We start from the raw sequence: 21,887 nt of genomic DNA, 5'->3' as shown, positions 1-21,887 counted from the left end.
GAATATCTGAACCATAAAGTAGAGAGCCTTACAGGATTGCCCGCAGAGGAGTTAATTGGTCAACCGCTTTCCCGGCTCGTTCATGAAGATGACATTGCGAAGCTTCCACTGTTCTTTGAGAGAGCCGAGGCTGGCGAGCCAATTACCCAAGAGATCAAGCTTAAGACCCACAGTGGAGGAGTTGGTCACAAGGACTTTGAAATTATCCTTACCTCTACGCTTGGGGTGAATCCCGCGCTAGCTCAAGCGAACTTCTCTCCAGAGGATCCTCCTTTTTTGGGCATTGCCCGGGACATAACTGAGCGCAAACAGACACTGGAATTAATGGAGTTTCGTGCTTCTCACGATTCATTGACCGATTTGCCTAATAGAAACCTGTTTATGGACCGACTTAGGCTGGCTGTCAGTCAGGCGAGACGTAATGGGCAAAAGTTTGCTGTGCTTTTTATCGACCTCGACAATTTTAAAGCGGTAAACGACGCATACGGGCATGGGATTGGTGATCAACTATTGCAGAAAGTCGCATCCGGTCTGAAAAATTGTTTGCGAGAAGGGGATACGCTTGCTCGCTATGGTGGTGATGAATTTATGGCTCTGTTGCCCTCGCTTGATGAAAAAAAGGATGCCGCAACGGTCGCACGCAAACTTTTGACCTCGCTCGAAACCCCTTTTCGTTTTGCGGGCTGCGACCTTCGCGTTTCTATCGGAACCAGCATCGGGATTGCACTGTACCCTGAAAACGGTGATGAGGCGGAAACGCTGGTAGAGCGGGCAGACATGGCCATGTATGCCGTGAAACGGGAGAAAAAGAACGGCTTTCGCTTTTACAGCTAGTGCAAATCTGAAAACGTCTTGAAATCAGCTCTAACACGGCGATTGCTGATAGGTATAGAATTTGCGCTTATCTTGAGAAGGGTAACGACACAAGAGGCGCAAATAAACCGCCGCCCATATTTCTAGAACAAAAAGACAAGCTCTGGGCGATTTTTCAAGCCATTTGTCCACTGGACACTATCTTCACGAAGGCAACGTCTGACTCAAGATGGGATTACCGGTCGCTTACTTGGCTCTGCGATTTTTGATAAGTTGGGTTAACGTTTCGGCGCGCTCGAACCTTCCTGGATCAGGGGAGTGTGTCTTGACCAGATACCCCAAATACTCAGCTACGCAACCTATTGCCGCGTAAGTCACCTCTGAGCTTTTATATTTATAAGCCTTTGGTAAGAGCTTGACGCCTTTCCTGATCTTCGTAATCGTCTCTTGTTTAAGAGACATAAAATTTGTCAGAGACTCCAACTCGAGATCAGTCAAAATTTCCCCAGTACGAAACCTCTCTTTTAAATCCGTACCGAAATCTTTCTCCCAAGCCATCAATGATATGATCGCCCTCAAGTAGCCCTCAGCGTAGCTGATCGACATGTTCGCATTCCGCACAGTGCGTGTGATGAACAAATTCGGGTCATAAAGCGGCATTCCCGCCTCATCGACAAGCACAGAAACCCGCTCACCGCCATCTGCAATTAACCGCTTAATCCTCACCGCCCATCTTCCTTTTTTTGTTACATTTTACATATTAGCCCAACTATAAAAATGCATCAAGAAAATATTACACTCCATAAAATAAAAAACCCCTGCATTTGCAGGGGCTTGGAGTTCAGACAAAGCCTAAACGTTACATTATCCGTATACTCTTGACTAGAACGGAATGTCATCATCAAAGTCGTCAACCGGTTCGGGCATGCTGCCCTGCGAAGGCTGGTTGCTGTAGCCACCGGATTGCGGTGGCGGATTGTTCTGCTGTCCAGCCGGCGCGTTGTAGCCGGACTGCTGAGGCCGTCCTGCCGGCGCACCCTGGCTCATTCCGCCTTCGCCGCCACGGCTGTCCAGCATCTGCATCTGGCCATTGATATCCACCACAACCTCGGTGGTATAGACATCCTGCCCTTCCTTGTTCTGCCATTTGCGGGTCTGAAGCTTGCCCTCAATATAAACCTTTGAGCCCTTTCGCAGGTACTGTCCCGCAACTTCGGCGATCTTGCCGAACATGACAACCCGGTGCCATTCGGTTTTCGGCACCAGCTGACCGGTCTGACGATCCTTGTAGCTTTCGTCTGTTGCAAGGTTCAGGTTTACTACGGCATTGCCGTTGGGGGTGTAGCGGGTATCCGGGTCCTGCCCCAGATTACCGATTAGGATTACCTTGTTTACGCCTCGTGCCATGTTCTGCTCCTGACTCTGTTTTCAGGGACGCCCGCGTTCCGTGCGAGCCTCCGGATTTCAAGAATGGTTAGCCTGCCGGACAAAGGAAAAGTCCGCAAGTAACGCTTCATCAAATTGCTGACGATCCACCTTAAGATAGGCGGTGGCAGCGTCTTCCACAATCACCACATCCTGAACGCCCGGAAGGCGGCGGAGATTGTCATCGATGTCGTCGTACTGGTCGTTCATTACCTGCTGCAACTGTACCACGAAACTTGTGGTGTGACCGGGCGCGGGCATGGTGAGCGCTATCAGCAGCCAGAGGCCCAGCACTACCACCATGAACCAGAGCACGCCCTGCAGCCCGGCTACCTCCAGGAGGTAGCCGCCGAATGCGCCCCCCAGAAACGCACCCATGAACTGGGAGGTGGAGTAAACCCCCATCGCCGTGCCTTTGCTTGCAGCCGGCGCCTCCTTGCTGATCAATGACGGCAGGCTGGCCTCGAGCAGGTTGAAGGCCATGAAGAAGAAAAACAGCACAGCCCAGGCCGCAACCAGGCTGCTGGAAACACCGGTAAACCCGGCAGTGGCCAATGTCAGCAAGGCAATCGCCCCGCAAAGCACCGGTTTCATCCTGCGCTTTTTCTCGCCAATGATGATGAACGGCACCATGGCGAAGAAAGACGTGACCATCACGCTCAGGTAAAACCACCAGTGTGAACTGCTGGCAAGGCCAAACCGCTCCTGAAGCATGGAGGGAAACACCAGAAACAGGGCGGTCAGCACCAGATGCAGTGCGAAGATACCGAAATCCAACCGGAGAAGACGACCGTCTGAAAGCACGCGCCCCAGCATCTCCCGGGCAGGATGCGTGTCGGGGCTGGTCTTGTGCTGATGGGGCGTCGGAACCACGCGGTTGACGATCACCAGCGCCACCACGGCCAGTGCTGCCGTGGCGTAGAAGATCCCGGACAGTCCCCACCAGGCTCCGAGAAGAGGCCCAAGAACCAGCGATACCGAAAACGACAGGCCGATGGTGATCCCCACCGTTGCCATGGCCTTGGTCCGCTCTTCCTCGCGAGTCAGGTCACTGAGCAGCGCCATCAGCACACTGGCGATCGCACCGGCTCCCTGAAGAATCCGACCGGCAATCACAACGTATATGGAGTCCGTGGCCGCGGCCAGAAGACTGCCAGCGGCAAATAATACGAGCCCGATGTAGATCATGCGCTTACGGCCGACCCGGTCCGACAGCATGCCAAAGGGAATCTGTAACAGCGCCTGGCTCAGGCCGTACGCGCCTATGGCAAACCCCAGGAGAGCCGGCGTTGCATCCTTGAGGTCTTCGCCAAGCAGCATGAATACCGGCAGCACCATGAACAGTCCGAGCATGCGCATGGCGTAGACAGACGCCAGGGCCGATACGGAGCGTTTTTCCAGCGCATTCATGGCAATTACGTACCTCAGCCGGGGTTGAAAGCGGTCAGATTGAGGGCAGATACCCATCGCAGGCGGCGCATTGTAACAGAAGGGGCGCTGACGGGGGACAACCCGCGTGATGCTGGCCCCGGTATCATTTTCGCCGCAGCGGGCCCAACGCGGTATAATTTTCGTTTTTATCCGAGCGAGGTGTTATGGACCATATCCAGATCAAAGGGGCACGAACCCACAACCTGAAGAACATCGACCTGGATATGCCAAGGGACAAACTGATTGTGATTACCGGCCTCTCCGGTTCCGGTAAATCGTCCCTTGCGTTCGATACGCTCTATGCTGAAGGGCAGCGACGTTATGTGGAGTCGCTGTCTACCTACGCCCGCCAGTTTCTCTCGATGATGGAGAAGCCGGATGTGGACCATATCGAAGGCCTGTCGCCAGCGATATCCATAGAGCAGAAGTCCACTTCCCACAACCCTCGCTCCACCGTTGGCACCATCACGGAAATCTACGATTACCTGCGCCTGCTCTTCGCCCGCGCCGGGGAGCCCCGGTGCCCTGACCATGGCCAACCTCTGGAAGCGCAGACCATCAGCCAGATGGTAGACCAGGTGGTGGCCATGCCAGAGGACAGCAAACTCATGATCCTGGCACCGGTAATCCGGGATCGGAAAGGCGAACATCTGCAGGTTATCGAAACCATGCGCAGCCAGGGCTTTATCCGCCTGCGCGTGGACGGCACGGTTTATGACATCGACGATGTGCCGGCCCTGGACAAAAAACGCAAACATCAGATTGATGTGGTCGTCGATCGGTTTAAGGTCAAGCCAGGCCTGGAGCAGCGGCTTGCCGAGAGTTTCGAAACCGCCCTGGACCTGGCGGACGGGATTGCCCTTGTGGCGCCCATGAGTGGTGAGGGAGAAGAACAGACCTTCTCCGCCCGTTATGCCTGCACCCAGTGCGGCTATGCCCTGAGCGAGCTCGAGCCGAAACTGTTTTCCTTTAACAACCCGGCGGGTGCCTGCCCTACCTGCGACGGACTGGGTGTTAAACAGTTCTTTGATCCCGAAAAAATTGTCCAGCACCCGGAAGCCACTTTGGCATCCGGCGCCATCAAGGGCTGGGATCGCCGGGCCGTCTATTACTTCCAGATGCTGGGCAGCGTGGCAGATCACTACGGCATCGATCTGGAAACGCCCTGGGCGGATCTCCCCGAGGATTTTCGCAACGTGCTGCTGTTCGGCTCGGGCGATGAGGATATCCCATTCCGTTATGTGAATTCACGTGGCCATATCATGGAGAAGGCACATCCATTCGAGGGCATTCTGCCAAACCTTGAACGGCGTTACCGTGAGACCGACTCACAGAGCATGCGGGAGGAACTGGCTCGCAACCTCAGCACCCAACCGTGCAAGGAGTGCGGAGGTTCCCGACTGCGCCGAAGCGCCCGCCATGTCTTTATTGAAGAACACAATATTTCTGATGTTACCCACTTGCCGGTTGGCGAGGCCCACGATTACTTCGAAACCCTGGCGCTGCCGGGCCGGAAAGGCGAAATTGCCGAGAAAATCCTGAAAGAAGTACGCCAGAGGCTCCAGTTCCTGGTAAACGTAGGTCTGGAATATCTGACCCTTGAGCGTAGTGCCGACACCCTCTCCGGCGGCGAGGCCCAGCGTATTCGTCTGGCAAGCCAGATCGGCGCCGGGCTGGTAGGCGTCATGTACATTCTTGACGAACCCTCCATCGGGTTGCATCAACGGGACAATGACCGGCTTTTGGCCACCCTCACCCATCTCCGGGATCTGGGCAATACCGTGATTGTTGTCGAACACGATGAGGATGCGATCCGCGCTGCAGATCATGTCATTGATATCGGACCGGGTGCTGGCGTTCATGGCGGCAAGATTATCGGCCAGGGCACCCCGCAACAGATCATCGACAACCCCGATTCACTTACCGGGCAATACCTCAACGGCACCCGGGAAATCGCCATCCCGAAACAGCGCAACAAAGGCAGCGGAAAAGCACTGACCCTGTCAGGTGCTACTGGCAACAACCTGAAAGACGTTACGCTCGATTTGCCCCTGGGCATCATGACCTGCGTCACTGGTGTATCCGGGTCTGGCAAGTCCACGCTGATCAACAGCACCCTGTATCCGGTAGCTGCCGCCAAACTCAACAAGGCCACCAGCCTCAACCATGCCCCCTACCAGTCGCTCAAAGGACTGGACCACCTGGACAAGGTCATCGACATTGACCAGAGCCCCATCGGCCGCACCCCCCGCTCGAACCCGGCCACCTACACCGGCCTGTTCACTCCCATCCGTGAACTCTTTGCCGGAACACAGGAGGCACGTTCCCGGGGCTACAAACCTGGCCGATTCTCTTTCAACGTCAAAGGTGGACGATGCGAGGCATGCCAGGGCGACGGCGTGATCAAGGTAGAGATGCATTTCCTGCCGGATGTCTACGTGCCCTGCGACGTCTGCAAGGGCAAGCGCTACAACCGGGAAACTCTGGAAGTCCGCTACAAGGGCAAGAATATCAACGAAGTACTTGAAATGACCGTTGAGGAAGGGCGCGAGTTCTTCGATGCCGTGCCTTTCCTGGCCCGCAAACTACAGACATTGATGGATGTCGGCCTCTCATACATCCGACTGGGGCAGAGCGCGGTCACCCTCTCTGGTGGCGAAGCCCAGCGGGTTAAACTGGCCAAAGAGCTCTCCAAGCGGGATACAGGCAAGACACTCTACATTCTTGACGAGCCAACCACCGGCCTGCACTTCTACGACATCCAGCAACTGCTCAACGTTCTGGAGAGGCTGCGGGACCATGGCAACACCATCGTGGTCATCGAACACAATCTGGACGTGATCAAGACCGCCGACTGGATTGTCGACCTGGGCCCCGAAGGCGGCTCTGGCGGCGGCCAGATCATTGCCGAGGGAACGCCGGAGGAAGTCGCCGAGAACCCCGCTTCTCACACAGGCCGCTATCTGAAGCCAATGTTGACGAAGTAACTGGCGGGCAAGGAATAGCTCTGTCGGCGAGGGGGTGGAGGTTTATTTTCTGCCGGAAAAAGATGTCTGAGCGCAGCGAGTTATTTTTCCAAAGAAAATAAACCTCCACCCCCTTGCCAGCCCCCATACTTCCAGGCTAGGAGTTATCTACAACCGAGGCACAAAAAAACCGGGAACCTCACGGAACCCGGTTTTTTGTGGTTGGCCAAAGCCGAAGAAATTAATCCTCGTCTTCGTCCACCTCTTCCGCTTCGATATCCAGCGGACGACCGACCAGCTCAACGAATGCCATAGGGGCATTGTCGCCAGCACGGAAGCCGCACTTCAGGATACGAAGGTATCCACCCGGACGCTCGTTGTAGCGAGGACCAAGCTCGTCAAACAGCTTGGCAACCGCTGCATCGTCACGCAGGCGTGAGAACGCCAGACGACGATTCGCGACCGAATCATTCTTGGAAAGCGTGATCAAAGGCTCAGCTACCCGACGAAGCTCTTTGGCTTTCGGCAGCGTTGTTTTGATCAGCTCGTGTTCAACCAGTGACGCAGTCATGTTACGGAACATGGCCTTGCGATGCGCACTGGTCCTGCTGAACTTACGACCACTCTTACGATGACGCATTGCTCTGATTCCTTACCTTAAACTAATCGGCGATTAACCGCCCAGAACCCGGTCGTCGCCACGAAGGCTAGCCGGCGGCCAGTTATCAAGACGCATGCCCAGTGACAGACCACGGGACGCCAGAACGTCCTTGATCTCGGTCAGCGACTTTTTACCAAGGTTAGGCGTCTTCAACAGCTCAACTTCTGTGCGCTGGATAAGATCGCCGATGTAGTAAATGTTCTCAGCCTTCAAGCAGTTAGCTGAACGCACTGTCAATTCCAGATCATCAACCGGACGCAGCAGGATCGGATCGATTTCTTCCTCTTCCTCAACACGCTCGGGCTCTTTCTCATGATCGAAATCAACAAACACCGCCAGTTGCTGCTGGAGGATGGTGGCCGCCCGGCGAATTGCTTCTTCCGGGTCGATGGTGCCATTGGTCTCCAGGTCGATAACCAGCTTGTCCAGGTCGGTCCGCTGCTCTACCCGTGCACTTTCCACGGCGTAAGCCACACGACGAACCGGGCTGAATGTTGCATCCAGCTGCAGGCGTCCGATGGCGCGAGTTTCGTCCTCGTCAAGACCACGCTGGTCTGCCGGCTCATAGCCGCGACCGCGAGCAACACGGAGACGCATGTTCACTTCACCATTCTCGCTAAGGTGACAGATCACGTGCTCCGGGTTGGCAATCTCGACGTCATGATCCAGCTTGATATCACCGGCTGTCACAACGCCCGGGCCTTTCTTGCTGAGCGTGAGCTCGGCATCGTCCCGACCGTTCATTTTTACGGCAACGCCTTTGAGATTCAGCAGAATCTCGATGACGTCTTCCTGGACACCCTCAATGGCGCTGTACTCGTGCAGGACACCGTCAATCTGCGCTTCAGTCACGGCGCAGCCCGGCATCGAAGACAAGAGAATCCGGCGCAGTGCACTGCCCAGGGTATGACCAAAGCCCCTTTCCAGAGGCTCAAGCGTAACCTTGGCACGTGTGGCGCTTGATTCCTTCACGTCAATGGTACGAGGTGTCAATAACTCATGTACTGAACGCTGCATAGACGCCCCTATCTGCTATCGTTGCTAACTGGGCTTTACTTGGAGTAAAGCTCGACGATGAGGTTCTCGTTGATGTCGGCCGGCAGCTCAGTACGCTCAGGTACTGACTTGTAAACGCCGGACATCTTGTTGGCGTCGACCTCTACCCAGCTCACCGGTGCACGGCTTGCAGACAGATCCAGTGCGCCTTTAACACGCAGCTGATTCTTCGCCTTTTCACGCAAGCTCACAACGTCACCCGGACGGACCTGATAGGACGGAATGTTAACCGGCTTATCATTGACCAGGATCGCCTTGTGAGAGACGAGCTGACGGGCTTCTGCACGGGTAGAACCAAAGCCCATGCGATATACAACGTTGTCAAGACGGCCTTCCAGCAGTTGCAGCAGGTTTTCACCAGTTGCACCTTTGCCTCGGGCTGCTTCTTTGTAATAGTTGCGGAACTGCTTCTCGAGAACGCCGTAGATACGACGAACTTTCTGTTTCTCACGAAGCTGTACGCCGTACTCGGACAGACGACCGCGACGCGCGCCGTGCATACCCGGCGGAGTCTCGATGTTGCACTTGGAATCGAGCGCGCGAACACCGCTCTTCAGAAAAAGATCTGTCCCTTCACGACGAGACAGCTTGCACTTCGGGCCTATATAACGAGCCATAATTCACTGTCTCCTGTGTTAGACGCGGCGCTTCTTGGGCGGACGACAGCCGTTGTGGGGAATCGGCGTCACATCTGTGATGTTGGTGATCTTGTAGCCACACGCATTCAGCGCGCGAACTGCAGACTCACGTCCGGGCCCAGGACCCTTAACCTCTACGTCCAGGTTTTTAAGGCCGTATTCAGCAGCCGCATTACCGGCTCTTTCAGCTGCTACCTGCGCAGCAAAAGGTGTACTCTTGCGTGACCCACGGAAACCGGAACCACCAGAAGTGGCCCAGGACAGGACGTTGCCCTGACGGTCAGAAATGGTCACGATAGTGTTGTTGAAGGACGCGTGAATGTGCGCGACGCCATCAACAACCGTCTTTTTCACCTTTTTACGGGTACGTGTACCTGGCTTTGCCATGTTTGCCTACCTGTTACTTACGAATAGGTTTGCGTGGACCTTTACGGGTGCGTGCGTTGGTCTTGGTGCGCTGGCCACGGACAGGAAGTCCATGACGATGACGCAGACCACGGTGGCATCCGAGATCCTTCAAACGCTTGATGTTCATCTGTACTTCACGACGCAGATCACCTTCGACAGACACCTTGCCCACTTCAGTACGAAGTGCTTCAAGCTGCTCGTCGCTAAGGTCTTTGACCTTAAGGTCCGGCTTGACACCGGTAGCGTCGCAAAGCTTCTGGGCTGTGGTCTTGCCAACACCAAAGATGTAGGTCAGCGAGACAACAGCATGTTTGTGATCGGGTATATTGACACCGGCTATACGTGCCATCCAAATTACTCCGCGTTCAAAGCTTTGCTGTGTGAATTTTCCGCCACAAAAGGGCGCGAAATAATAGCGCCTGACCCCGCATGGAGTCAAGCGCCATTATTCCGAAACCCTACAATGTCAGGAACGATTCCTTTCGGAATCAGCCCTGGCGTTGCTTGTGACGAGGCTCCGAGCAAATGACCCGTACCGAGCCATTGCGACGAATTACTTTGCAGTTACGGCAAATTTTCTTTACCGAAGCGCGTACTTTCATTGTCGACTCCAGTTTTCAAGGGGAACGGGGTTAGCCGTTCCGACCATAGCCCTTGAGATTGGACTTCTTCATCAGCGATTCATACTGATGAGACATCAGGTGCGACTGAACCTGCGCCATGAAATCCATCACCACGACTACAACAATCAGCAGAGAGGTGCCGCCCAGATAGAACGGTACATTCCCGGCCACCATCAGGAACTGAGGGAACAGGGAAACTGCTGCAATGTACATTGCACCGAACAGCGTCAGTCGAGTCAGAACACCATCGATATACTTGGCGGTCTGATCACCTGGACGAATGCCCGGAATAAACGCTCCAGAGCGCTTGAGGTTATCCGCAACTTCTTTCGGGTTGTACATCAGAGCTGTGTAGAAGAAGCAGAAGAAGACCACTGCTGCCGCAAACAGAATGATATACAACGGCTGGCTTGGCGCCAAAGCCTGAGAGACATCGCTCAGCCATTCCATGCCTTCACCCTGTCCAAACCACTGCCCCAGGGATGCCGGGAAGAGCAGAATGGAAGATGCAAAGATGGGCGGAATAACACCGGCCATATTCACTTTCAGGGGCAGATGACTGGACTGCTGGGCAAACACCCGGCGGCCCTGTTGGCGCTTGGCATAGTTGATCGTCAGCCGCCGCTGACCGCGCTCCATGAATACCACGAAGCCGATAACAGCGACCGCGAGAACGCCGATACCAAGAACCACCAGCAAGCTCATCTCGCCATTACGGGCCTGCTCGAGCGTCTGGCCGATAGCGCCGGGCAATCCGGCGACAATACCAGCGAAGATCAGCAGCGAGATGCCGTTGCCAACACCCCTTTCGGTGATCTGCTCGCCAAGCCACATCATGAACACGGCGCCACTTACAAATGACACAACCGCCACAAAGTGGAAGCTGAAGCTGTCATTGAAGGTAACACCCTGCGATGCCAGACCGACAGAAATACCAAAGCCCTGAACCAGGGCCAGGATAACCGTACCATACCGCGTGTACTGGCTGATCTTGCGACGACCAGCTTCGCCTTCCTTTTTCAGCTGCTCAAGCTGCGGACTGACCGCAGTCATGAGCTGCATGATAATGGAGGCCGAGATATACGGCATGATACCGAGAGCGAAGATACTCATGCGCTCAAGCGCACCACCGGAAAACATGTTGAACATGCTCAGGATTGTGCCCTGGTTCTGTTCAAACAGTGCCGCCAGACGGTCGGGGTTGATACCCGGCACCGGAATGTGGGCACCGATCCGGTACACCAGCAATGCCAGGAAGACAAACCAGAGCCGCGATCGCAGCTCCGCCAGTCCTTTACCCGCGCCCGCAGGCAATGATGCGTTCTTGGCCATTTAGTCCTCGACTCGCCTTAGTCTTCGACTTTACCACCCGCGGCAGAAATTGCCTCGCGCGCGCCTTTGGTTACCCGAAGTCCCTTCACGGTTACCGCACGGCTCAGTTCGCCGGACAGGATAACCTTGGCTTCGCGAATCTCTCCGCGAATGATGTCTGCCTTTTTCAGGGCTTCCAGATCAACCACATCGCCCTCGACCTTCGCCAGCTCGTTCAGGCGAATTTCAGCAACGTAGCGCTGCTGACGGGACGTGAAGCCAAACTTCGGCAGACGACGGGCCAACGGCTGCTGACCGCCCTCGAAACCGGGCGCTACACTGCCACCGGAGCGTGCCTTCAGACCTTTGTGACCGCGACCACCGGTTTTACCGAGACCGCTACCGATACCACGACCGACGCGCCGTGCGGCGGGACGTGAACCGGGCTCTGGACTAAGTTCGTTCAGACGCATCTTAGTTCTCCTCAACCCGAACCAGGTAGTTAACCCGGTTGATCATGCCGCGGATGGACGGTGTGTCTTCCACTTCCACGGTGTGACCGATTTTACGAAGACCCAGGCCCTTCACACACAATTTGTGCTTGGGCTGACAGCCGATCGGGCTGCGGGTCAGAGTTACTTTGATCGTTTTTGCGTTCGCCATGACTTCAACCCAGAATCTCTTCCACGGTCTTACCGCGCTTGGCTGCAATATCTTCAGGCGCCTGTGTCGCCTGGAGACCCTTGATGGTGGAACGTACAACGTTCACCGGGTTGGTAGACCCGTAACACTTGGACAGTACGTTCTGAACACCCGCCACTTCCAGTACTGCACGCATCGCACCGCCGGCGATGATACCAGTACCTTCGGACGCCGGCTGCATGTAGACCTTGGAGCCGCCATGCTGAGCCTTGACCGGGTATTGCAGGGTAGTGCCGTCAAGCGGAACCTCTACCATGTTCTTGCGTGCAGCTTCCATGGCCTTCTGGATGGCGACCGGCACTTCACGCGCCTTGCCACGACCGAAACCAACGCGACCTTTGCCATCACCCACTACAGTCAGTGCGGTGAAGGCGAAAATACGGCCACCTTTAACAACCTTGGCGACACGATTGACCTGGACCAGCTTCTCCTGGAGCTCAGGCGCCTTCTGTTCGTTAACGCTCATCTTCTCCACCTCTTAGAATTGCAAGCCAGCTTCACGGGCTGCGTCGGCCAGAGCCTGGACACGCCCGTGATAACGGTAACCGGAGCGGTCAAAAGCAACCTGCTCAACACCTGCCGCCTTGGCACGCTCAGCGATCAGCTGACCAACCTTCTTGGCAGCGTCCACGTTACCGGTTGCACCCTGGCGCAGTTCCTTATCCAACGTGGAGGCAGAAGCCAGCACTTTGCTGCCGTCTGCAGTGGTGACCTGGGCGTACATGTGACGCGGCGTGCGGTGAACGCACAGACGAGTAGTACCCAGTTCACGGATCTTCATGCGCACTTTGCGTGCGCGACGCAATCTTTCGTTATTCGCGCTCATAGTCCCGCCTTATTTCTTCTTGGCTTCTTTGCGTCTGACCTGCTCATCCGCATAACGAACACCCTTGCCCTTATAAGGCTCGGGCGGACGGAACGCGCGGACTTCCGCAGCGACCTGGCCAACCTGTTGCTTGTCGATACCGCGAATTACAACTTCCGTATTGGACGGAGTTTCTGCGGTAATCCCCTCGGGCAGCTCATACTCGACCGGGTGTGAGAAACCCAGAGTCAGATTGAGCTTCTTACCTTGCGCCTGGGCACGGTAACCTACGCCCGTCAGCTGGAGTTTACGTTCCCAGCCTGTGGAAACACCGGTCACCATGTTGTTGACCAGTGCACGAGTAGTACCAGCAAGAGCGCGGGACTTGGTAGCACCATCGCGGGCCGCAAAGCGCAGAACATTTTCTTCCTGCTTTACTTCAACCGCCTGGTGAATGGTGATTTGAAGCGCTCCCTTGGAGCCCTTCACACTAATTTCCTGTCCGTTCAGCTTAACCTCAACACCGGAAGGCAGCACGACAGGATTATTGGCAACCCTGGACATGTGTATCTCCTAGAATACGGTGCAGATGACTTCGCCACCCACGCCAGCAGCTCGTGCGGCGCGGTCTGTCATAACGCCCTTGGACGTTGAGACAATCGCGACTCCCAGACCACCGGATACTTTCGGCAGTTCCCCAGCGCCGTTGTACTGGCGCAGACTCGGACGGCTGACCCGCTTGATCTCTTCAATAACCGGCTTGCCACCGAAGTATTTCAGAGTAATCGTCAGCTCGGGCTTCGCGTCGGCTGAAACGGAGAAATCGTCGACGTAACCTTCGTCCTTGAGGACTTGGGCTACGGAGATCTTCATTTTTGAAGACGGCATCGTAACGTCTGCTTTCGATGCCATCTGTGCATTACGGATACGGGTAAACATATCCGCAAGCGTGTCTTGCATACTCATTGGTATGAGGCTCCTGATCTTTTTAGTTGTGCAGCGGCTTGCCGCACCGCTTACCAACAGGCACCCGACCGAGGTCAGGGTGCCTATCTTACCAGCTTGCCTTGGTCAGGCCCGGAACGTCACCGCGCATGCCGTATTCACGGAGTTTGATCCGTGACAGCTCAAACTTGCGCAGAACGCCGTGGGGACGACCAGTCACCTGGCAACGATTACGAAGACGCGAAGGAGAAGCATCGCGAGGAAGCTGCTGAAGCTTCATCTGTGCGTCCCAACGGTCATCATCGCTGGTATTCGGGTTCTTGATAATCGCCTTGAGCTCGGCACGCTTCGCTGCAAACTTCGCAACGGTCTTTTCGCGCTTGAGCTCACGGTTTTTCATGGAAACCTTAGCCATTACACTCGTTCCTTATTTCTTGAACGGAAAGCCAAAGGCTTTCAACAGTTCGCGACCTTCATCGTCGGTACCGGCAGTGGTGGTAATGGTGATATCCAGACCACGGATCTTGTCGACTTTGTCGTACTCGATCTCGGGGAAAATGATCTGCTCACGCACACCCATGCTGTAGTTACCGCGACCGTCGAACGACTTGGGATTCAGACCGCGGAAGTCACGAATGCGGGGAACCGCAATGTGAACCAGACGATCAAAGAAGTCCCACATACGCTCGCCGCGCAGGGTAACTTTACAACCGATAGGCCAACCTTCACGGATTTTGAAACCCGCGACGGATTTACGAGCCTTGGTAACAACCGCTTTCTGACCTGCCAGGCGCTCGAGATCCGCCACAGCATTCTCAATCAGCTTCTTGTCACCAACCGCTTCGCCGACACCCATGTTAAGGGTGATCTTTTCGATACGCGGCACCTGCATGATGTTCTTGTAGCTGAACTCTTTCTGCAGGGCGGGTACCACTTCCTTACTGTACTGCTCTTTCATGTTAAGCATCGTAACCACCACCGCTTACTGGTTATCGACAGCTTCATTCGTGGACTTGAAGATCCGCACTTTCGCGCCGTCTTCCTTGATCTGGAAGCCTACACGATCGGCTTTGCCGGTCTGCGGATTAAAAATAGCCACGTTGGAAGCCTGGATAGGTGCTTCTTTTTCGACGATGCCACCTGGGGAGCCCAGCATCGGGTTCGGCTTGGTGTGCTTCTTGATCATATTGATCCCAGAAACCACCATGCGGCCATCGTCCTGAACCTTCAGGACTTTACCACGTTTGCCTTTATCTTTCCCCGTGGTGACGATTACTTCGTCATCTCGTTTGATCTTTTTCATAACCGGCCTCTGGTCCTTTAAAGTACTTCGGGTGCCAGTGAGATAATCTTCATGAACTTTTCATTACGCAGTTCACGGGTAACCGGTCCGAAGATACGGGTACCAATCGGTGCGTCCTGATTGTTCAGAAGTACCGCCGCGTTTCCGTCGAAACGGATCAGCGAACCGTCGGGACGGCGAACACCCTTGCGGGTGCGTACCACGACAGCTTTCAGGACCTGGCCTTTCTTCACTTTACCGCGGGGGATGGCTTCCTTGACGGTCACCTTGATGATATCCCCTACGCTGGCATAACGCCGATGTGAACCGCCCAGGACCTTGATGCACATCACCTGACGCGCACCGCTGTTATCCGCGACTTCAAGCATTGTTTGAGTCTGAATCATGGTTGTTCTCCGGGCGAATTACACCTTGGATGCACGTTCAGTGACTTCCACCAGGGCCCAGCTCTTGGTCTTGGAGACCGGACGGGTTTCCTGAATGGTCACAGTGTCACCGATGTTGCACTGATTGCTCTCATCGTGAGCGTGGATCTTGGTTGAACGCTTCATGTACTTACCGTACAGCGGGTGTTTCACCTGACGCTCGACCAGCACCACGATGGACTTCTCCATCTTGTTGCTCACGACCTTGCCGCTCAGAGTTCTGGCAGTTTGGGTAGCTTCGGTCATGTCACTGTCCTGCCTTTTCGTTCAATACTGTTTTCACGCGAGCGATGTCGCGCTTCACCTTGCCGAGAAGGTGAGACTGATTCAGCTGACCTGTCGCCTTACGCATGCGCAGGTTGAACTGCTCCTTCAGGAGGTCGATCAGCTCTTTGTTCAGCTCCTCGACTGACTTTTCACGCAGCTCTGTTGCTTTCATCACATCACCGTCCTCGTTACAAAGGTGGTCTGTACCGGCAGTTTGGCCGCTGCGAGAGTGAATGCGTCACGAGCGATTTCCTCGGAAACACCTTCCATCTCGTAGAGCATACGGCCAGGCTGGATTTCAGCCACCCAATACTCGACAGAACCCTTACCTTTACCCATTCGAACTTCAAGCGGCTTACCGGTGATCGGCTTGTCCGGGAATACCCGAATCCAGATCTTACCGCCCCGCTTGATGCGACGAGTCATGGTACGACGCGCTGCCTCAATCTGGCGCGCAGTTATACGCCCACGGCTCGTAGCCTTCAATCCGTATTCACCGAAGCTCACCTTGTTGGCGCGGTGAGCAAGCCCGGTGTTACGGCCTTTCATTACCTTGCGGAATTTGGTGCGTTTTGGTTGCAGCATAAGAGTGCCCCTTTACTTAGAACCTTTCTTCCCAGAGGCTTTCTTGTCAGCACGGACCTGCTCCATACCACCAAGAATCTCACCTTTGAAGATCCATACCTTGACGCCGATTACGCCGTAAGTGGTATGCGCTTCGTAGGTTGCGTAATCAATATCTGCACGCAGTGTGTGCAGCGGAACACGACCTTCGCGATACCACTCGGAACGCGCGATTTCAGCACCCCCGAGACGACCGCCAACCTGGATCTTGATACCCTTGGCACCCTGGCGCATGGCGTTCTGGACCGCACGCTTCATAGCGCGACGGAACATCACACGACGCTCCAGCTGGCCGGCAACGTTTTGCGCTACCAGGCGGGCATCGAGGTCCGGCTTGCGGACTTCTTCGATGTTGATGTGCACAGGCACACCCATCATGTCGCTGACTTCGCGACGCAGACGATCAACATCTTCACCCTTCTTACCGATAACAATACCGGGACGGGCAGTATGGATCGTGATACGGGCGTTCTGAGCAGGGCGCTCGATCACAATCTTGCTGACAGACGCCTTAACCAGACGCTTGTCGAGGAACTCGCGAACCTGAATATCATTCAGCAGGTTCTTGGAGTATTCCTTTTTGTCGGCATACCAGACTGAGTTGTGCTCTTTGATCACACCCAGGCGAATGCCGGTTGGATTTACTTTATGACCCATCTGAGCATCTCCTACTTGTCGGCGACCTTGACGGTGATATGGCAGGTGCGCTTGAAAATACGGTCAGCGCGCCCCTTGGCTCGAGCTTTGATTCGCTTGAGCGTCGGACCCTCATCCACCATCACGGTGGAAACCCGCAGTTCGTCAACGTCCAGACCTTCGTTGTGCTCAGCGTTGGCGATGGCGGACTCAAGAGCTTTCTTGATCACGACCGCCGCCTTCTTCGGGCTGAAAGTCAGAATGTTCAGGGCATCCTCAACAGCCTTGCCACGTACTTGGTCAGCGACAAGACGTGCTTTCTGAGCTGAGAGGTTAGCGCCCTTATACTTGGCTGCTACTTCCATTTTGATTACCTCAGAATCAGCGTTTAGCTTTCTTGTCGGCCGCATGACCACGATAAGTACGCGTTGCCGCGAACTCACCCAGCTTATGTCCAACCATATCTTCGGTGACATAAACCGGCACGTGCTGCTTGCCGTTGTGGACTGCAATGGTCAGGCCTACCATCTCCGGAAAGACTGTCGACCGGCGGGACCAGGTTTTGATCGGCCGCTTGTCGTTAGCTTCCAGAGCTGCCTCGACCTTCTTCAACAGATGCAGGTCTATAAAAGGACCTTTCTTCAAAGAACGTGGCACAGCAATTACCTCTATGTAGTCGTTTACTTGGCCGAACGACGACGTACTATCATCTTGTCAGTACGCTTGTTCTTACGAGTCTTATGCCCTTTGGTCGGAACACCCCACGGAGTAACCGGGTGACGCCCGCCAGAGGTACGCCCTTCACCACCACCATGTGGGTGGTCAACTGGGTTCATAGCAACACCACGTACTGTTGGCCGTTTGCCGCGCCAACGTGATGCACCCGCTTTACCAAGCTGCTTGAGGCTGTGTTCGCTGTTGGACACTTCACCCAACGTTGCGCGACAGTCAACAAGCACCTTACGCATTTCACCTGAGCGCAGGCGGATGGTGGCATAAGCACCTTCCCGGGCAACCAGCTGTACGGATGCGCCCGCAGAGCGAGCCAGCTGTGCACCTTTGCCAGGCTTGAGTTCGACGCAGTGGATCACAGAACCGACCGGGATATTCCGGAGCGGCAGCGTGCTACCCACCTTGATTGGCGCGTCGATACCGGAGCGCACAGGATCACCGATCTGCATACCCTTGGGAGCGATGATGTAACGACGCTCGCCATCGGCATACTTCAACAGTGCAATGTGCGCAGAGCGGTTCGGATCGTATTCCAGGCGCTCAATAGTCGCCGGGATACCATCTTTGGTCCGCTTGAAATCGATGACACGGTAGTGCTTCTTGTGGCCACCACCCGTGTGACGGGTTGTGATGCGGCCTACATTGTTACGACCACCCGTCTTGTTCTTTCTTTCTACCAACGGCTCGTAGGGGCGCCCAGTGTGCAGATCCGGGTTGTAAAGCTTTACAACGTGACGGCGTCCGGCAGATGTTGGTTTGGTTTTGACGATCGGCATATTACGACCCCTTTACCTTATTCCACATCCAGAAAATCGATGTCCTGACCTTCTGCCAGCTTTACGTAAGCCTTACGAATGTCATTACGCTTGCCGAACCCGCGGATAGTGCGCTTGAGCTTACCCTTACGGTTCAGAACCTGAACACCTTCTACGGTGACGTTGAACAGCTGCTCAACGGCTTTCTTGATCTCGGGCTTGGTGGCATCAGGTGCTACACGAAACACCACCTGGCCACGCTCTGCTGCCAGAGACGCTTTTTCCGATACGTGCGGCCCAAGCAGGACCTTGTAAATACGTTCCTGATTCATCCCAGCATCTCCTCGATCTTCTTCAGAGCGGGAACGGTCACAACGACCTTCTCGAAGGCAACCAGGCTAACCGGATCCAGACCAGCAATATCACGCACGTCAACGTGCGGAATGTTGCGTGAGGCCAGATGCAGGTTCTGTTCGACGTTGTCGGACAGGATCAGCGCATTGGTCACACCGATATCCTTCAGCTTGGCGTTGAATGCCTTGGTCTTCGGGCTGTCAACGTTCATGTCGTCAACAACAACCAGACGCTCTTGGCGAACCAGCTCGGAAAAAATGGAGCGCATCGCTGCGCGGTACATTTTGCGGTTTACCTTCTGCTCAAAGCCGCGAGGCTTGGCTGCAAAGGTAACGCCACCGGAGCGCCAGATCGGACTACGGATAGTACCGGCACGGGCACGACCGGTGCCCTTCTGACGCCATGGCTTCTTACCGCCACCGCTTACTTCGGAACGCGTCTTCTGAGCCTTGGTACCCTGGCGGGCGCCTGCCATGTAGGCAGTCACTACCTGGTGAACCAGCGACTCGTTAAAATCTTTGGCGAATGCAGCGTCGGAAACAGAAATTCCCTTGCCGCTACCTGTAATAGTCAATTCCATCGCACCGCTCCTCAGGCTTTAACTGCAGGCTTGATGACAACATCGCCGCCAGTTGCGCCGGGAACGGCACCACTTACCAGCAGCAGGTTGCGCTCGGCGTCGACACGGACAATTTTCAGGTTCTGCACAGTTACCTGAGCATTACCCATCTGGCCCGCCATCTTTTTGCCCTTGAATACCTTGCCCGGAGTCTGGTTCTGACCAATGGAACCCGGAGCACGGTGAGACAGAGAGTTACCGTGAGTGGCATCCTGCATGGAGAAGTTCCAGCGCTTAACACCGCCCTGGAAGCCCTTACCCTTGGACTGGCCGATGGCATCTACCACCTGACCGTCTTCGAATACAGAAGCCGTAATCTCGCCACCGGCGGCCAGATCCTCACCTTCGCCATCGGCAAGACGGAATTCCCACATACCACGACCGGCTTCAACACCCGCCTTGGCAAAGTGGCCCGCTTCGCTCTTGGTAACACGAGAGGAACGACGAGTACCGACAGTCACCTGAACGGCGCGGTAGCCATCGCTTTCAAGAGTTTTCAGTTGGGTAATGCGGTTGGGCTCAACCTCAATTACCGTTACGGGCAGCGCCTGCCCATCTTCCGTAAAAATACGGGTCATACCGGCCTTACGACCGACAACACCAATTGCCATGTTTCACCTCTTAAGTGTACGGGGCTCTCACCCTCTATGGCCTTATGACAGTTACACAGACTAATACCGGGCGGTATTAGCCGAGGCTGATCTGAACGTCTACACCTGCTGCCAGGTCCAGTTTCATCAGAGCATCTACTGTCTTTTCCGTCGGCTCAACGATGTCGAGCAAACGCTTATGCGTACGAATTTCATACTGATCGCGCGCGTCCTTGTTGACGTGCGGAGAGATCAATACGGTGTACTTTTCCTTCCGCGTCGGCAGAGGGATAGGGCCACGCACCTGAGCGCCGGTCCGCTTGGCGGTATCGACGATCTCCTGCGTGGACTGGTCGATCAGGCGATAATCAAACGCCTTCAACCGGATTCGAATTTTTTGGCTTTGCATGATGCACCAAACTCCACTCGTAGCAGCTACTAGTTAGCCGACCTTCAAAAAAAGGAGCCGCATTGTATGCATAATACCCAACCCTGTCAACAGCAATACTGGTTGACCGGGTCAGGCTGGCTTTGCGGCTGAAACAGAAAAAGGGGCTGAAGAATCAGCCCCTTTTTTCCTGATCAAACGAGCAGATTACTCGATGATCTTGGAGACTACGCCGGCACCAACGGTACGGCCGCCTTCACGAATCGCGAAGCGCAGGCCATCTTCCATGGCGATCGGAGCAATCAGGGTAACACTCATCTTGACGTTGTCACCCGGCATAACCATTTCCACACCTTCCGGCAGTTCGCAAGAACCGGTTACGTCGGTGGTACGGAAGTAGAACTGCGGACGGTAGCCCTTGAAGAACGGAGTATGACGGCCGCCTTCTTCTTTGGACAGTACGTACACTTCGCACTCGAACTTGGTGTGCGGAGTGATGGAACCCGGAACCGCCAGAACCTGACCACGCTCAACGTCGTCACGCTTGGTGCCACGCAGAAGCGCACCAATGTTCTCACCGGCACGACCTTCGTCCAGCAGCTTGCGGAACATCTCAACACCAGTACAAGTGGTCTTCACGGTATCCTTGATACCAACGATTTCCACTTCGTCACCAGTCTTGATAACGCCACGCTCAACACGGCCGGTCACAACAGTACCACGACCAGAGATAGAGAAGACGTCCTCGATCGGCATCAGGAACGGCTGATCGATCGCACGCTCCGGCTCGGGGATGTAGTCATCCAGAGCTTCTACCAGCTTCTTAACAGCGGTAGTACCCATCTCGTTGTCGTCTTTGCCTTCCAGCGCCATCAGCGCAGAACCGGTGATGATCGGAGTGTCGTCACCCGGGAAGTCGTACTGGCTCAGCAGGTCACGAACTTCCATCTCAACCAGCTCGAGCAGCTCTTCATCGTCTACCATGTCCGCTTTGTTCAGGAACACAACGATGAAAGGTACGCCAACCTGACGGGACAGCAGGATGTGCTCACGGGTCTGCGGCATGGGGCCGTCAGCTGCGGAGCAAACCAGGATCGCGCCGTCCATCTGCGCCGCACCAGTGATCATGTTCTTCACATAGTCAGCGTGGCCCGGGCAGTCTACGTGAGCGTAGTGGCGATTCGGGGAATCGTACTCAACGTGGGAAGTCGCAATGGTAATACCACGCGCCTTCTCTTCCGGTGCGTTATCGATCTGGTCGAAGGCACTCGCAGAGCCTGTACCCCAAACTTCGTGACATACACGGGTCAGGGCAGCAGTCAAAGTGGTTTTACCATGGTCAACGTGACCAATGGTGCCTACGTTCAAGTGCGGCTTATTACGCTCAAATTTAGATTTAGACACGGTTAC

At 55.1% G+C, this 21,887-nt stretch carries 34 protein-coding genes; 2 read left to right on the top strand and 32 right to left on the bottom strand.

Annotated features, from left to right (window positions below; all coding sequences use genetic code 11):
• A partial coding sequence (locus KYE_RS14925) for a sensor domain-containing diguanylate cyclase (protein ID WP_008174923.1) occupies positions 1–834 on the top strand: 834 nt, incomplete at its 5' end.
• A gap of 225 nt (positions 835–1,059) precedes the next feature.
• Here the strand turns inward: KYE_RS14925 and KYE_RS14920 are convergent.
• The 3 genes from KYE_RS14920 to KYE_RS14910 form a co-directional block, all read right to left on the bottom strand.
• Positions 1,060–1,539 carry a hypothetical protein gene (locus KYE_RS14920; RefSeq protein WP_008174920.1) on the bottom strand — a complete coding sequence of 160 codons (480 nt, stop codon included), beginning with the start codon at positions 1,537–1,539 and terminating at the stop codon, positions 1,060–1,062.
• A gap of 156 nt (positions 1,540–1,695) precedes the next feature.
• Positions 1,696–2,220 (bottom strand): single-stranded DNA-binding protein, encoded by a 525-nt coding sequence (ssb, locus tag KYE_RS14915; RefSeq protein WP_008174919.1) that lies wholly within the window; start codon positions 2,218–2,220, stop codon positions 1,696–1,698.
• Positions 2,221–2,277: 57 nt separating this feature from the next.
• Complete coding sequence (locus KYE_RS14910) at positions 2,278–3,648, bottom strand: MFS transporter (protein ID WP_008174917.1); 1,371 nt, start codon at positions 3,646–3,648, stop codon at positions 2,278–2,280.
• Positions 3,649–3,833: 185 nt separating this feature from the next.
• Here KYE_RS14910 and uvrA point away from each other — a divergent pair, with 185 nt between their 5' ends.
• Positions 3,834–6,656, top strand: a complete 2,823-nt coding sequence (gene uvrA / locus KYE_RS14905) for an excinuclease ABC subunit UvrA (protein ID WP_008174915.1) — start codon at positions 3,834–3,836, stop codon at positions 6,654–6,656.
• A gap of 220 nt (positions 6,657–6,876) precedes the next feature.
• Here the strand turns inward: uvrA and rplQ are convergent, their stop codons facing one another.
• The 29 genes from rplQ to tuf all read right to left on the bottom strand — a co-directional run bounded on the left by rplQ (position 6,877) and on the right by tuf (position 21,881).
• Positions 6,877–7,275, bottom strand: a complete 399-nt coding sequence (gene rplQ, locus KYE_RS14900; RefSeq protein ID WP_008174913.1) for a 50S ribosomal protein L17 — start codon at positions 7,273–7,275, stop codon at positions 6,877–6,879.
• 33 nt (positions 7,276–7,308) lie between these two features.
• On the bottom strand, positions 7,309–8,313 hold the full coding sequence (locus tag KYE_RS14895) for a DNA-directed RNA polymerase subunit alpha (protein WP_008174911.1): 1,005 nt from the start codon (positions 8,311–8,313) through the stop codon (positions 7,309–7,311).
• Between the two features lie 35 nt (positions 8,314–8,348).
• Positions 8,349–8,969: a 30S ribosomal protein S4 gene (gene rpsD / locus KYE_RS14890; RefSeq protein WP_008174909.1), complete on the bottom strand. Its 621-nt coding sequence runs from the start codon at positions 8,967–8,969 to the stop codon at positions 8,349–8,351.
• A gap of 18 nt (positions 8,970–8,987) precedes the next feature.
• Positions 8,988–9,377 carry a 30S ribosomal protein S11 gene (gene rpsK / locus KYE_RS14885; RefSeq protein ID WP_007153992.1) on the bottom strand — a complete coding sequence of 130 codons (390 nt, stop codon included), beginning with the start codon at positions 9,375–9,377 and terminating at the stop codon, positions 8,988–8,990.
• A 13-nt stretch (positions 9,378–9,390) separates the two neighbouring features.
• Positions 9,391–9,747: a 30S ribosomal protein S13 gene (gene rpsM, locus KYE_RS14880; protein WP_008174904.1), complete on the bottom strand. Its 357-nt coding sequence runs from the start codon at positions 9,745–9,747 to the stop codon at positions 9,391–9,393.
• Positions 9,748–9,886: 139 nt separating this feature from the next.
• Positions 9,887–10,000, bottom strand: coding sequence for a 50S ribosomal protein L36 (gene rpmJ, locus KYE_RS21205; RefSeq protein WP_008174902.1), 114 nt, complete (start codon positions 9,998–10,000; stop codon positions 9,887–9,889).
• A gap of 30 nt (positions 10,001–10,030) precedes the next feature.
• Positions 10,031–11,353, bottom strand: coding sequence for a preprotein translocase subunit SecY (gene secY / locus KYE_RS14875; protein ID WP_008174899.1), 1,323 nt, complete (start codon positions 11,351–11,353; stop codon positions 10,031–10,033).
• Between the two features lie 17 nt (positions 11,354–11,370).
• On the bottom strand, positions 11,371–11,805 hold the full coding sequence (rplO, locus tag KYE_RS14870) for a 50S ribosomal protein L15 (RefSeq protein WP_008174897.1): 435 nt from the start codon (positions 11,803–11,805) through the stop codon (positions 11,371–11,373).
• A 1-nt stretch (position 11,806) separates the two neighbouring features.
• A complete protein-coding gene (gene rpmD / locus KYE_RS14865) occupies positions 11,807–11,995 on the bottom strand; it encodes a 50S ribosomal protein L30 (RefSeq protein WP_008174894.1) in 189 nt (62 codons plus the stop codon).
• Between the two features lie 4 nt (positions 11,996–11,999).
• Positions 12,000–12,500 (bottom strand): 30S ribosomal protein S5, encoded by a 501-nt coding sequence (gene rpsE, locus KYE_RS14860; RefSeq protein ID WP_008174892.1) that lies wholly within the window; start codon positions 12,498–12,500, stop codon positions 12,000–12,002.
• Positions 12,501–12,512: 12 nt separating this feature from the next.
• Positions 12,513–12,860 (bottom strand): 50S ribosomal protein L18, encoded by a 348-nt coding sequence (rplR, locus tag KYE_RS14855; RefSeq protein ID WP_008174890.1) that lies wholly within the window; start codon positions 12,858–12,860, stop codon positions 12,513–12,515.
• Positions 12,861–12,869: 9 nt separating this feature from the next.
• Positions 12,870–13,403, bottom strand: a complete 534-nt coding sequence (gene rplF, locus KYE_RS14850) for a 50S ribosomal protein L6 (RefSeq protein ID WP_008174888.1) — start codon at positions 13,401–13,403, stop codon at positions 12,870–12,872.
• Between the two features lie 9 nt (positions 13,404–13,412).
• A complete protein-coding gene (gene rpsH, locus KYE_RS14845) occupies positions 13,413–13,805 on the bottom strand; it encodes a 30S ribosomal protein S8 (protein WP_008174886.1) in 393 nt (130 codons plus the stop codon).
• Between the two features lie 88 nt (positions 13,806–13,893).
• Positions 13,894–14,199 carry a 30S ribosomal protein S14 gene (rpsN, locus tag KYE_RS14840; RefSeq protein WP_008174884.1) on the bottom strand — a complete coding sequence of 102 codons (306 nt, stop codon included), beginning with the start codon at positions 14,197–14,199 and terminating at the stop codon, positions 13,894–13,896.
• A 12-nt stretch (positions 14,200–14,211) separates the two neighbouring features.
• Positions 14,212–14,751: a 50S ribosomal protein L5 gene (rplE, locus tag KYE_RS14835; protein WP_008174883.1), complete on the bottom strand. Its 540-nt coding sequence runs from the start codon at positions 14,749–14,751 to the stop codon at positions 14,212–14,214.
• Positions 14,752–14,766: 15 nt separating this feature from the next.
• Positions 14,767–15,087, bottom strand: coding sequence for a 50S ribosomal protein L24 (gene rplX / locus KYE_RS14830; RefSeq protein WP_008174881.1), 321 nt, complete (start codon positions 15,085–15,087; stop codon positions 14,767–14,769).
• 17 nt (positions 15,088–15,104) lie between these two features.
• On the bottom strand, positions 15,105–15,473 hold the full coding sequence (gene rplN, locus KYE_RS14825; RefSeq protein WP_007154005.1) for a 50S ribosomal protein L14: 369 nt from the start codon (positions 15,471–15,473) through the stop codon (positions 15,105–15,107).
• Between the two features lie 18 nt (positions 15,474–15,491).
• Positions 15,492–15,758 (bottom strand): 30S ribosomal protein S17, encoded by a 267-nt coding sequence (gene rpsQ / locus KYE_RS14820; protein ID WP_008174879.1) that lies wholly within the window; start codon positions 15,756–15,758, stop codon positions 15,492–15,494.
• A gap of 1 nt (position 15,759) precedes the next feature.
• Complete coding sequence (rpmC, locus tag KYE_RS14815; RefSeq protein ID WP_008174877.1) at positions 15,760–15,951, bottom strand: 50S ribosomal protein L29; 192 nt, start codon at positions 15,949–15,951, stop codon at positions 15,760–15,762.
• Positions 15,951–16,364, bottom strand: a complete 414-nt coding sequence (gene rplP, locus KYE_RS14810) for a 50S ribosomal protein L16 (RefSeq protein WP_008174875.1) — start codon at positions 16,362–16,364, stop codon at positions 15,951–15,953. Before rplP ends, rpmC begins: the two co-directional genes overlap by 1 nt.
• Before the next feature lie 12 nt (positions 16,365–16,376).
• Positions 16,377–17,060: a 30S ribosomal protein S3 gene (gene rpsC / locus KYE_RS14805; protein ID WP_008174872.1), complete on the bottom strand. Its 684-nt coding sequence runs from the start codon at positions 17,058–17,060 to the stop codon at positions 16,377–16,379.
• Between the two features lie 11 nt (positions 17,061–17,071).
• Positions 17,072–17,404 (bottom strand): 50S ribosomal protein L22, encoded by a 333-nt coding sequence (gene rplV, locus KYE_RS14800; protein WP_008174870.1) that lies wholly within the window; start codon positions 17,402–17,404, stop codon positions 17,072–17,074.
• Positions 17,405–17,420: 16 nt separating this feature from the next.
• On the bottom strand, positions 17,421–17,696 hold the full coding sequence (gene rpsS / locus KYE_RS14795) for a 30S ribosomal protein S19 (RefSeq protein WP_007154011.1): 276 nt from the start codon (positions 17,694–17,696) through the stop codon (positions 17,421–17,423).
• A 23-nt stretch (positions 17,697–17,719) separates the two neighbouring features.
• A complete protein-coding gene (gene rplB, locus KYE_RS14790) occupies positions 17,720–18,547 on the bottom strand; it encodes a 50S ribosomal protein L2 (protein ID WP_008174864.1) in 828 nt (275 codons plus the stop codon).
• A gap of 17 nt (positions 18,548–18,564) precedes the next feature.
• Positions 18,565–18,858, bottom strand: a complete 294-nt coding sequence (gene rplW / locus KYE_RS14785; RefSeq protein ID WP_008174862.1) for a 50S ribosomal protein L23 — start codon at positions 18,856–18,858, stop codon at positions 18,565–18,567.
• The gene (gene rplD / locus KYE_RS14780) at positions 18,855–19,460 is read right to left on the bottom strand and encodes a 50S ribosomal protein L4 (protein WP_008174860.1); all 606 of its coding nucleotides are present in this window, start codon (positions 19,458–19,460) and stop codon (positions 18,855–18,857) included. The genes rplW and rplD overlap by 4 nt, the downstream gene beginning before the upstream one ends.
• Positions 19,461–19,471: 11 nt before the next feature.
• The gene (rplC, locus tag KYE_RS14775) at positions 19,472–20,110 is read right to left on the bottom strand and encodes a 50S ribosomal protein L3 (RefSeq protein WP_008174858.1); all 639 of its coding nucleotides are present in this window, start codon (positions 20,108–20,110) and stop codon (positions 19,472–19,474) included.
• 76 nt (positions 20,111–20,186) lie between these two features.
• Complete coding sequence (gene rpsJ, locus KYE_RS14770; protein WP_004580743.1) at positions 20,187–20,498, bottom strand: 30S ribosomal protein S10; 312 nt, start codon at positions 20,496–20,498, stop codon at positions 20,187–20,189.
• A gap of 186 nt (positions 20,499–20,684) precedes the next feature.
• On the bottom strand, positions 20,685–21,881 hold the full coding sequence (gene tuf / locus KYE_RS14765) for an elongation factor Tu (RefSeq protein ID WP_008174851.1): 1,197 nt from the start codon (positions 21,879–21,881) through the stop codon (positions 20,685–20,687).
• Positions 21,882–21,887 lie beyond the last annotated feature (6 nt).

Origin of the sequence: Marinobacter manganoxydans MnI7-9 (assembly GCF_000235625.1) — a bacterium.
GTDB classification, from domain to species: Bacteria; Pseudomonadota; Gammaproteobacteria; order Pseudomonadales; family Oleiphilaceae; genus Marinobacter; species Marinobacter manganoxydans.
This window is presented reverse-complemented; position numbering and strand designations above follow the sequence as displayed.

Bases quoted from the DNA above. Each gene is read 5' to 3' on its own strand.
- rpmD (WP_008174894.1), bottom strand. From the start codon at position 11,995: ATGGCGAACGCAAAAACGATCAAAGTAACTCTGACCCGCAGCCCGATC.
- uvrA (WP_008174915.1), top strand. From the start codon at position 3,834: ATGGACCATATCCAGATCAAAGGGGCACGAACCCACAACCTGAAGAAC.
- rplD (WP_008174860.1), bottom strand. From the start codon at position 19,460: ATGGAATTGACTATTACAGGTAGCGGCAAGGGAATTTCTGTTTCCGAC.
- rplV (WP_008174870.1), bottom strand. From the start codon at position 17,404: ATGGAAGTAGCAGCCAAGTATAAGGGCGCTAACCTCTCAGCTCAGAAA.
- rpsN (WP_008174884.1), bottom strand. From the start codon at position 14,199: ATGGCTAAGGTTTCCATGAAAAACCGTGAGCTCAAGCGCGAAAAGACC.
- rplR (WP_008174890.1), bottom strand. From the start codon at position 12,860: ATGAGCGCGAATAACGAAAGATTGCGTCGCGCACGCAAAGTGCGCATG.
- KYE_RS14910 (WP_008174917.1), bottom strand. From the start codon at position 3,648: ATGAATGCGCTGGAAAAACGCTCCGTATCGGCCCTGGCGTCTGTCTAC.
- rpsJ (WP_004580743.1), bottom strand. From the start codon at position 20,498: ATGCAAAGCCAAAAAATTCGAATCCGGTTGAAGGCGTTTGATTATCGC.
- rpsQ (WP_008174879.1), bottom strand. From the start codon at position 15,758: ATGACCGAAGCTACCCAAACTGCCAGAACTCTGAGCGGCAAGGTCGTG.
- rplX (WP_008174881.1), bottom strand. From the start codon at position 15,087: ATGAAAAAGATCAAACGAGATGACGAAGTAATCGTCACCACGGGGAAA.
- rplB (WP_008174864.1), bottom strand. From the start codon at position 18,547: ATGCCGATCGTCAAAACCAAACCAACATCTGCCGGACGCCGTCACGTT.
- rpsD (WP_008174909.1), bottom strand. From the start codon at position 8,969: ATGGCTCGTTATATAGGCCCGAAGTGCAAGCTGTCTCGTCGTGAAGGG.
- rplF (WP_008174888.1), bottom strand. From the start codon at position 13,403: ATGTCCAGGGTTGCCAATAATCCTGTCGTGCTGCCTTCCGGTGTTGAG.
- KYE_RS14895 (WP_008174911.1), bottom strand. From the start codon at position 8,313: ATGCAGCGTTCAGTACATGAGTTATTGACACCTCGTACCATTGACGTG.
- rpsM (WP_008174904.1), bottom strand. From the start codon at position 9,747: ATGGCACGTATAGCCGGTGTCAATATACCCGATCACAAACATGCTGTT.
- rpsC (WP_008174872.1), bottom strand. From the start codon at position 17,060: ATGGGTCATAAAGTAAATCCAACCGGCATTCGCCTGGGTGTGATCAAA.
- rpmJ (WP_008174902.1), bottom strand. From the start codon at position 10,000: ATGAAAGTACGCGCTTCGGTAAAGAAAATTTGCCGTAACTGCAAAGTA.
- rplO (WP_008174897.1), bottom strand. From the start codon at position 11,805: ATGCGTCTGAACGAACTTAGTCCAGAGCCCGGTTCACGTCCCGCCGCA.
- rplC (WP_008174858.1), bottom strand. From the start codon at position 20,110: ATGGCAATTGGTGTTGTCGGTCGTAAGGCCGGTATGACCCGTATTTTT.
- rpsE (WP_008174892.1), bottom strand. From the start codon at position 12,500: ATGAGCGTTAACGAACAGAAGGCGCCTGAGCTCCAGGAGAAGCTGGTC.
- rpsH (WP_008174886.1), bottom strand. From the start codon at position 13,805: ATGAGTATGCAAGACACGCTTGCGGATATGTTTACCCGTATCCGTAAT.
- secY (WP_008174899.1), bottom strand. From the start codon at position 11,353: ATGGCCAAGAACGCATCATTGCCTGCGGGCGCGGGTAAAGGACTGGCG.
- rplP (WP_008174875.1), bottom strand. From the start codon at position 16,364: ATGCTGCAACCAAAACGCACCAAATTCCGCAAGGTAATGAAAGGCCGT.
- rplN (WP_007154005.1), bottom strand. From the start codon at position 15,473: ATGATTCAGACTCAAACAATGCTTGAAGTCGCGGATAACAGCGGTGCG.
- rplQ (WP_008174913.1), bottom strand. From the start codon at position 7,275: ATGCGTCATCGTAAGAGTGGTCGTAAGTTCAGCAGGACCAGTGCGCAT.
- rpmC (WP_008174877.1), bottom strand. From the start codon at position 15,951: ATGAAAGCAACAGAGCTGCGTGAAAAGTCAGTCGAGGAGCTGAACAAA.
- rplE (WP_008174883.1), bottom strand. From the start codon at position 14,751: ATGCTTAACATGAAAGAGCAGTACAGTAAGGAAGTGGTACCCGCCCTG.
- rplW (WP_008174862.1), bottom strand. From the start codon at position 18,858: ATGAATCAGGAACGTATTTACAAGGTCCTGCTTGGGCCGCACGTATCG.
- rpsK (WP_007153992.1), bottom strand. From the start codon at position 9,377: ATGGCAAAGCCAGGTACACGTACCCGTAAAAAGGTGAAAAAGACGGTT.
- ssb (WP_008174919.1), bottom strand. From the start codon at position 2,220: ATGGCACGAGGCGTAAACAAGGTAATCCTAATCGGTAATCTGGGGCAG.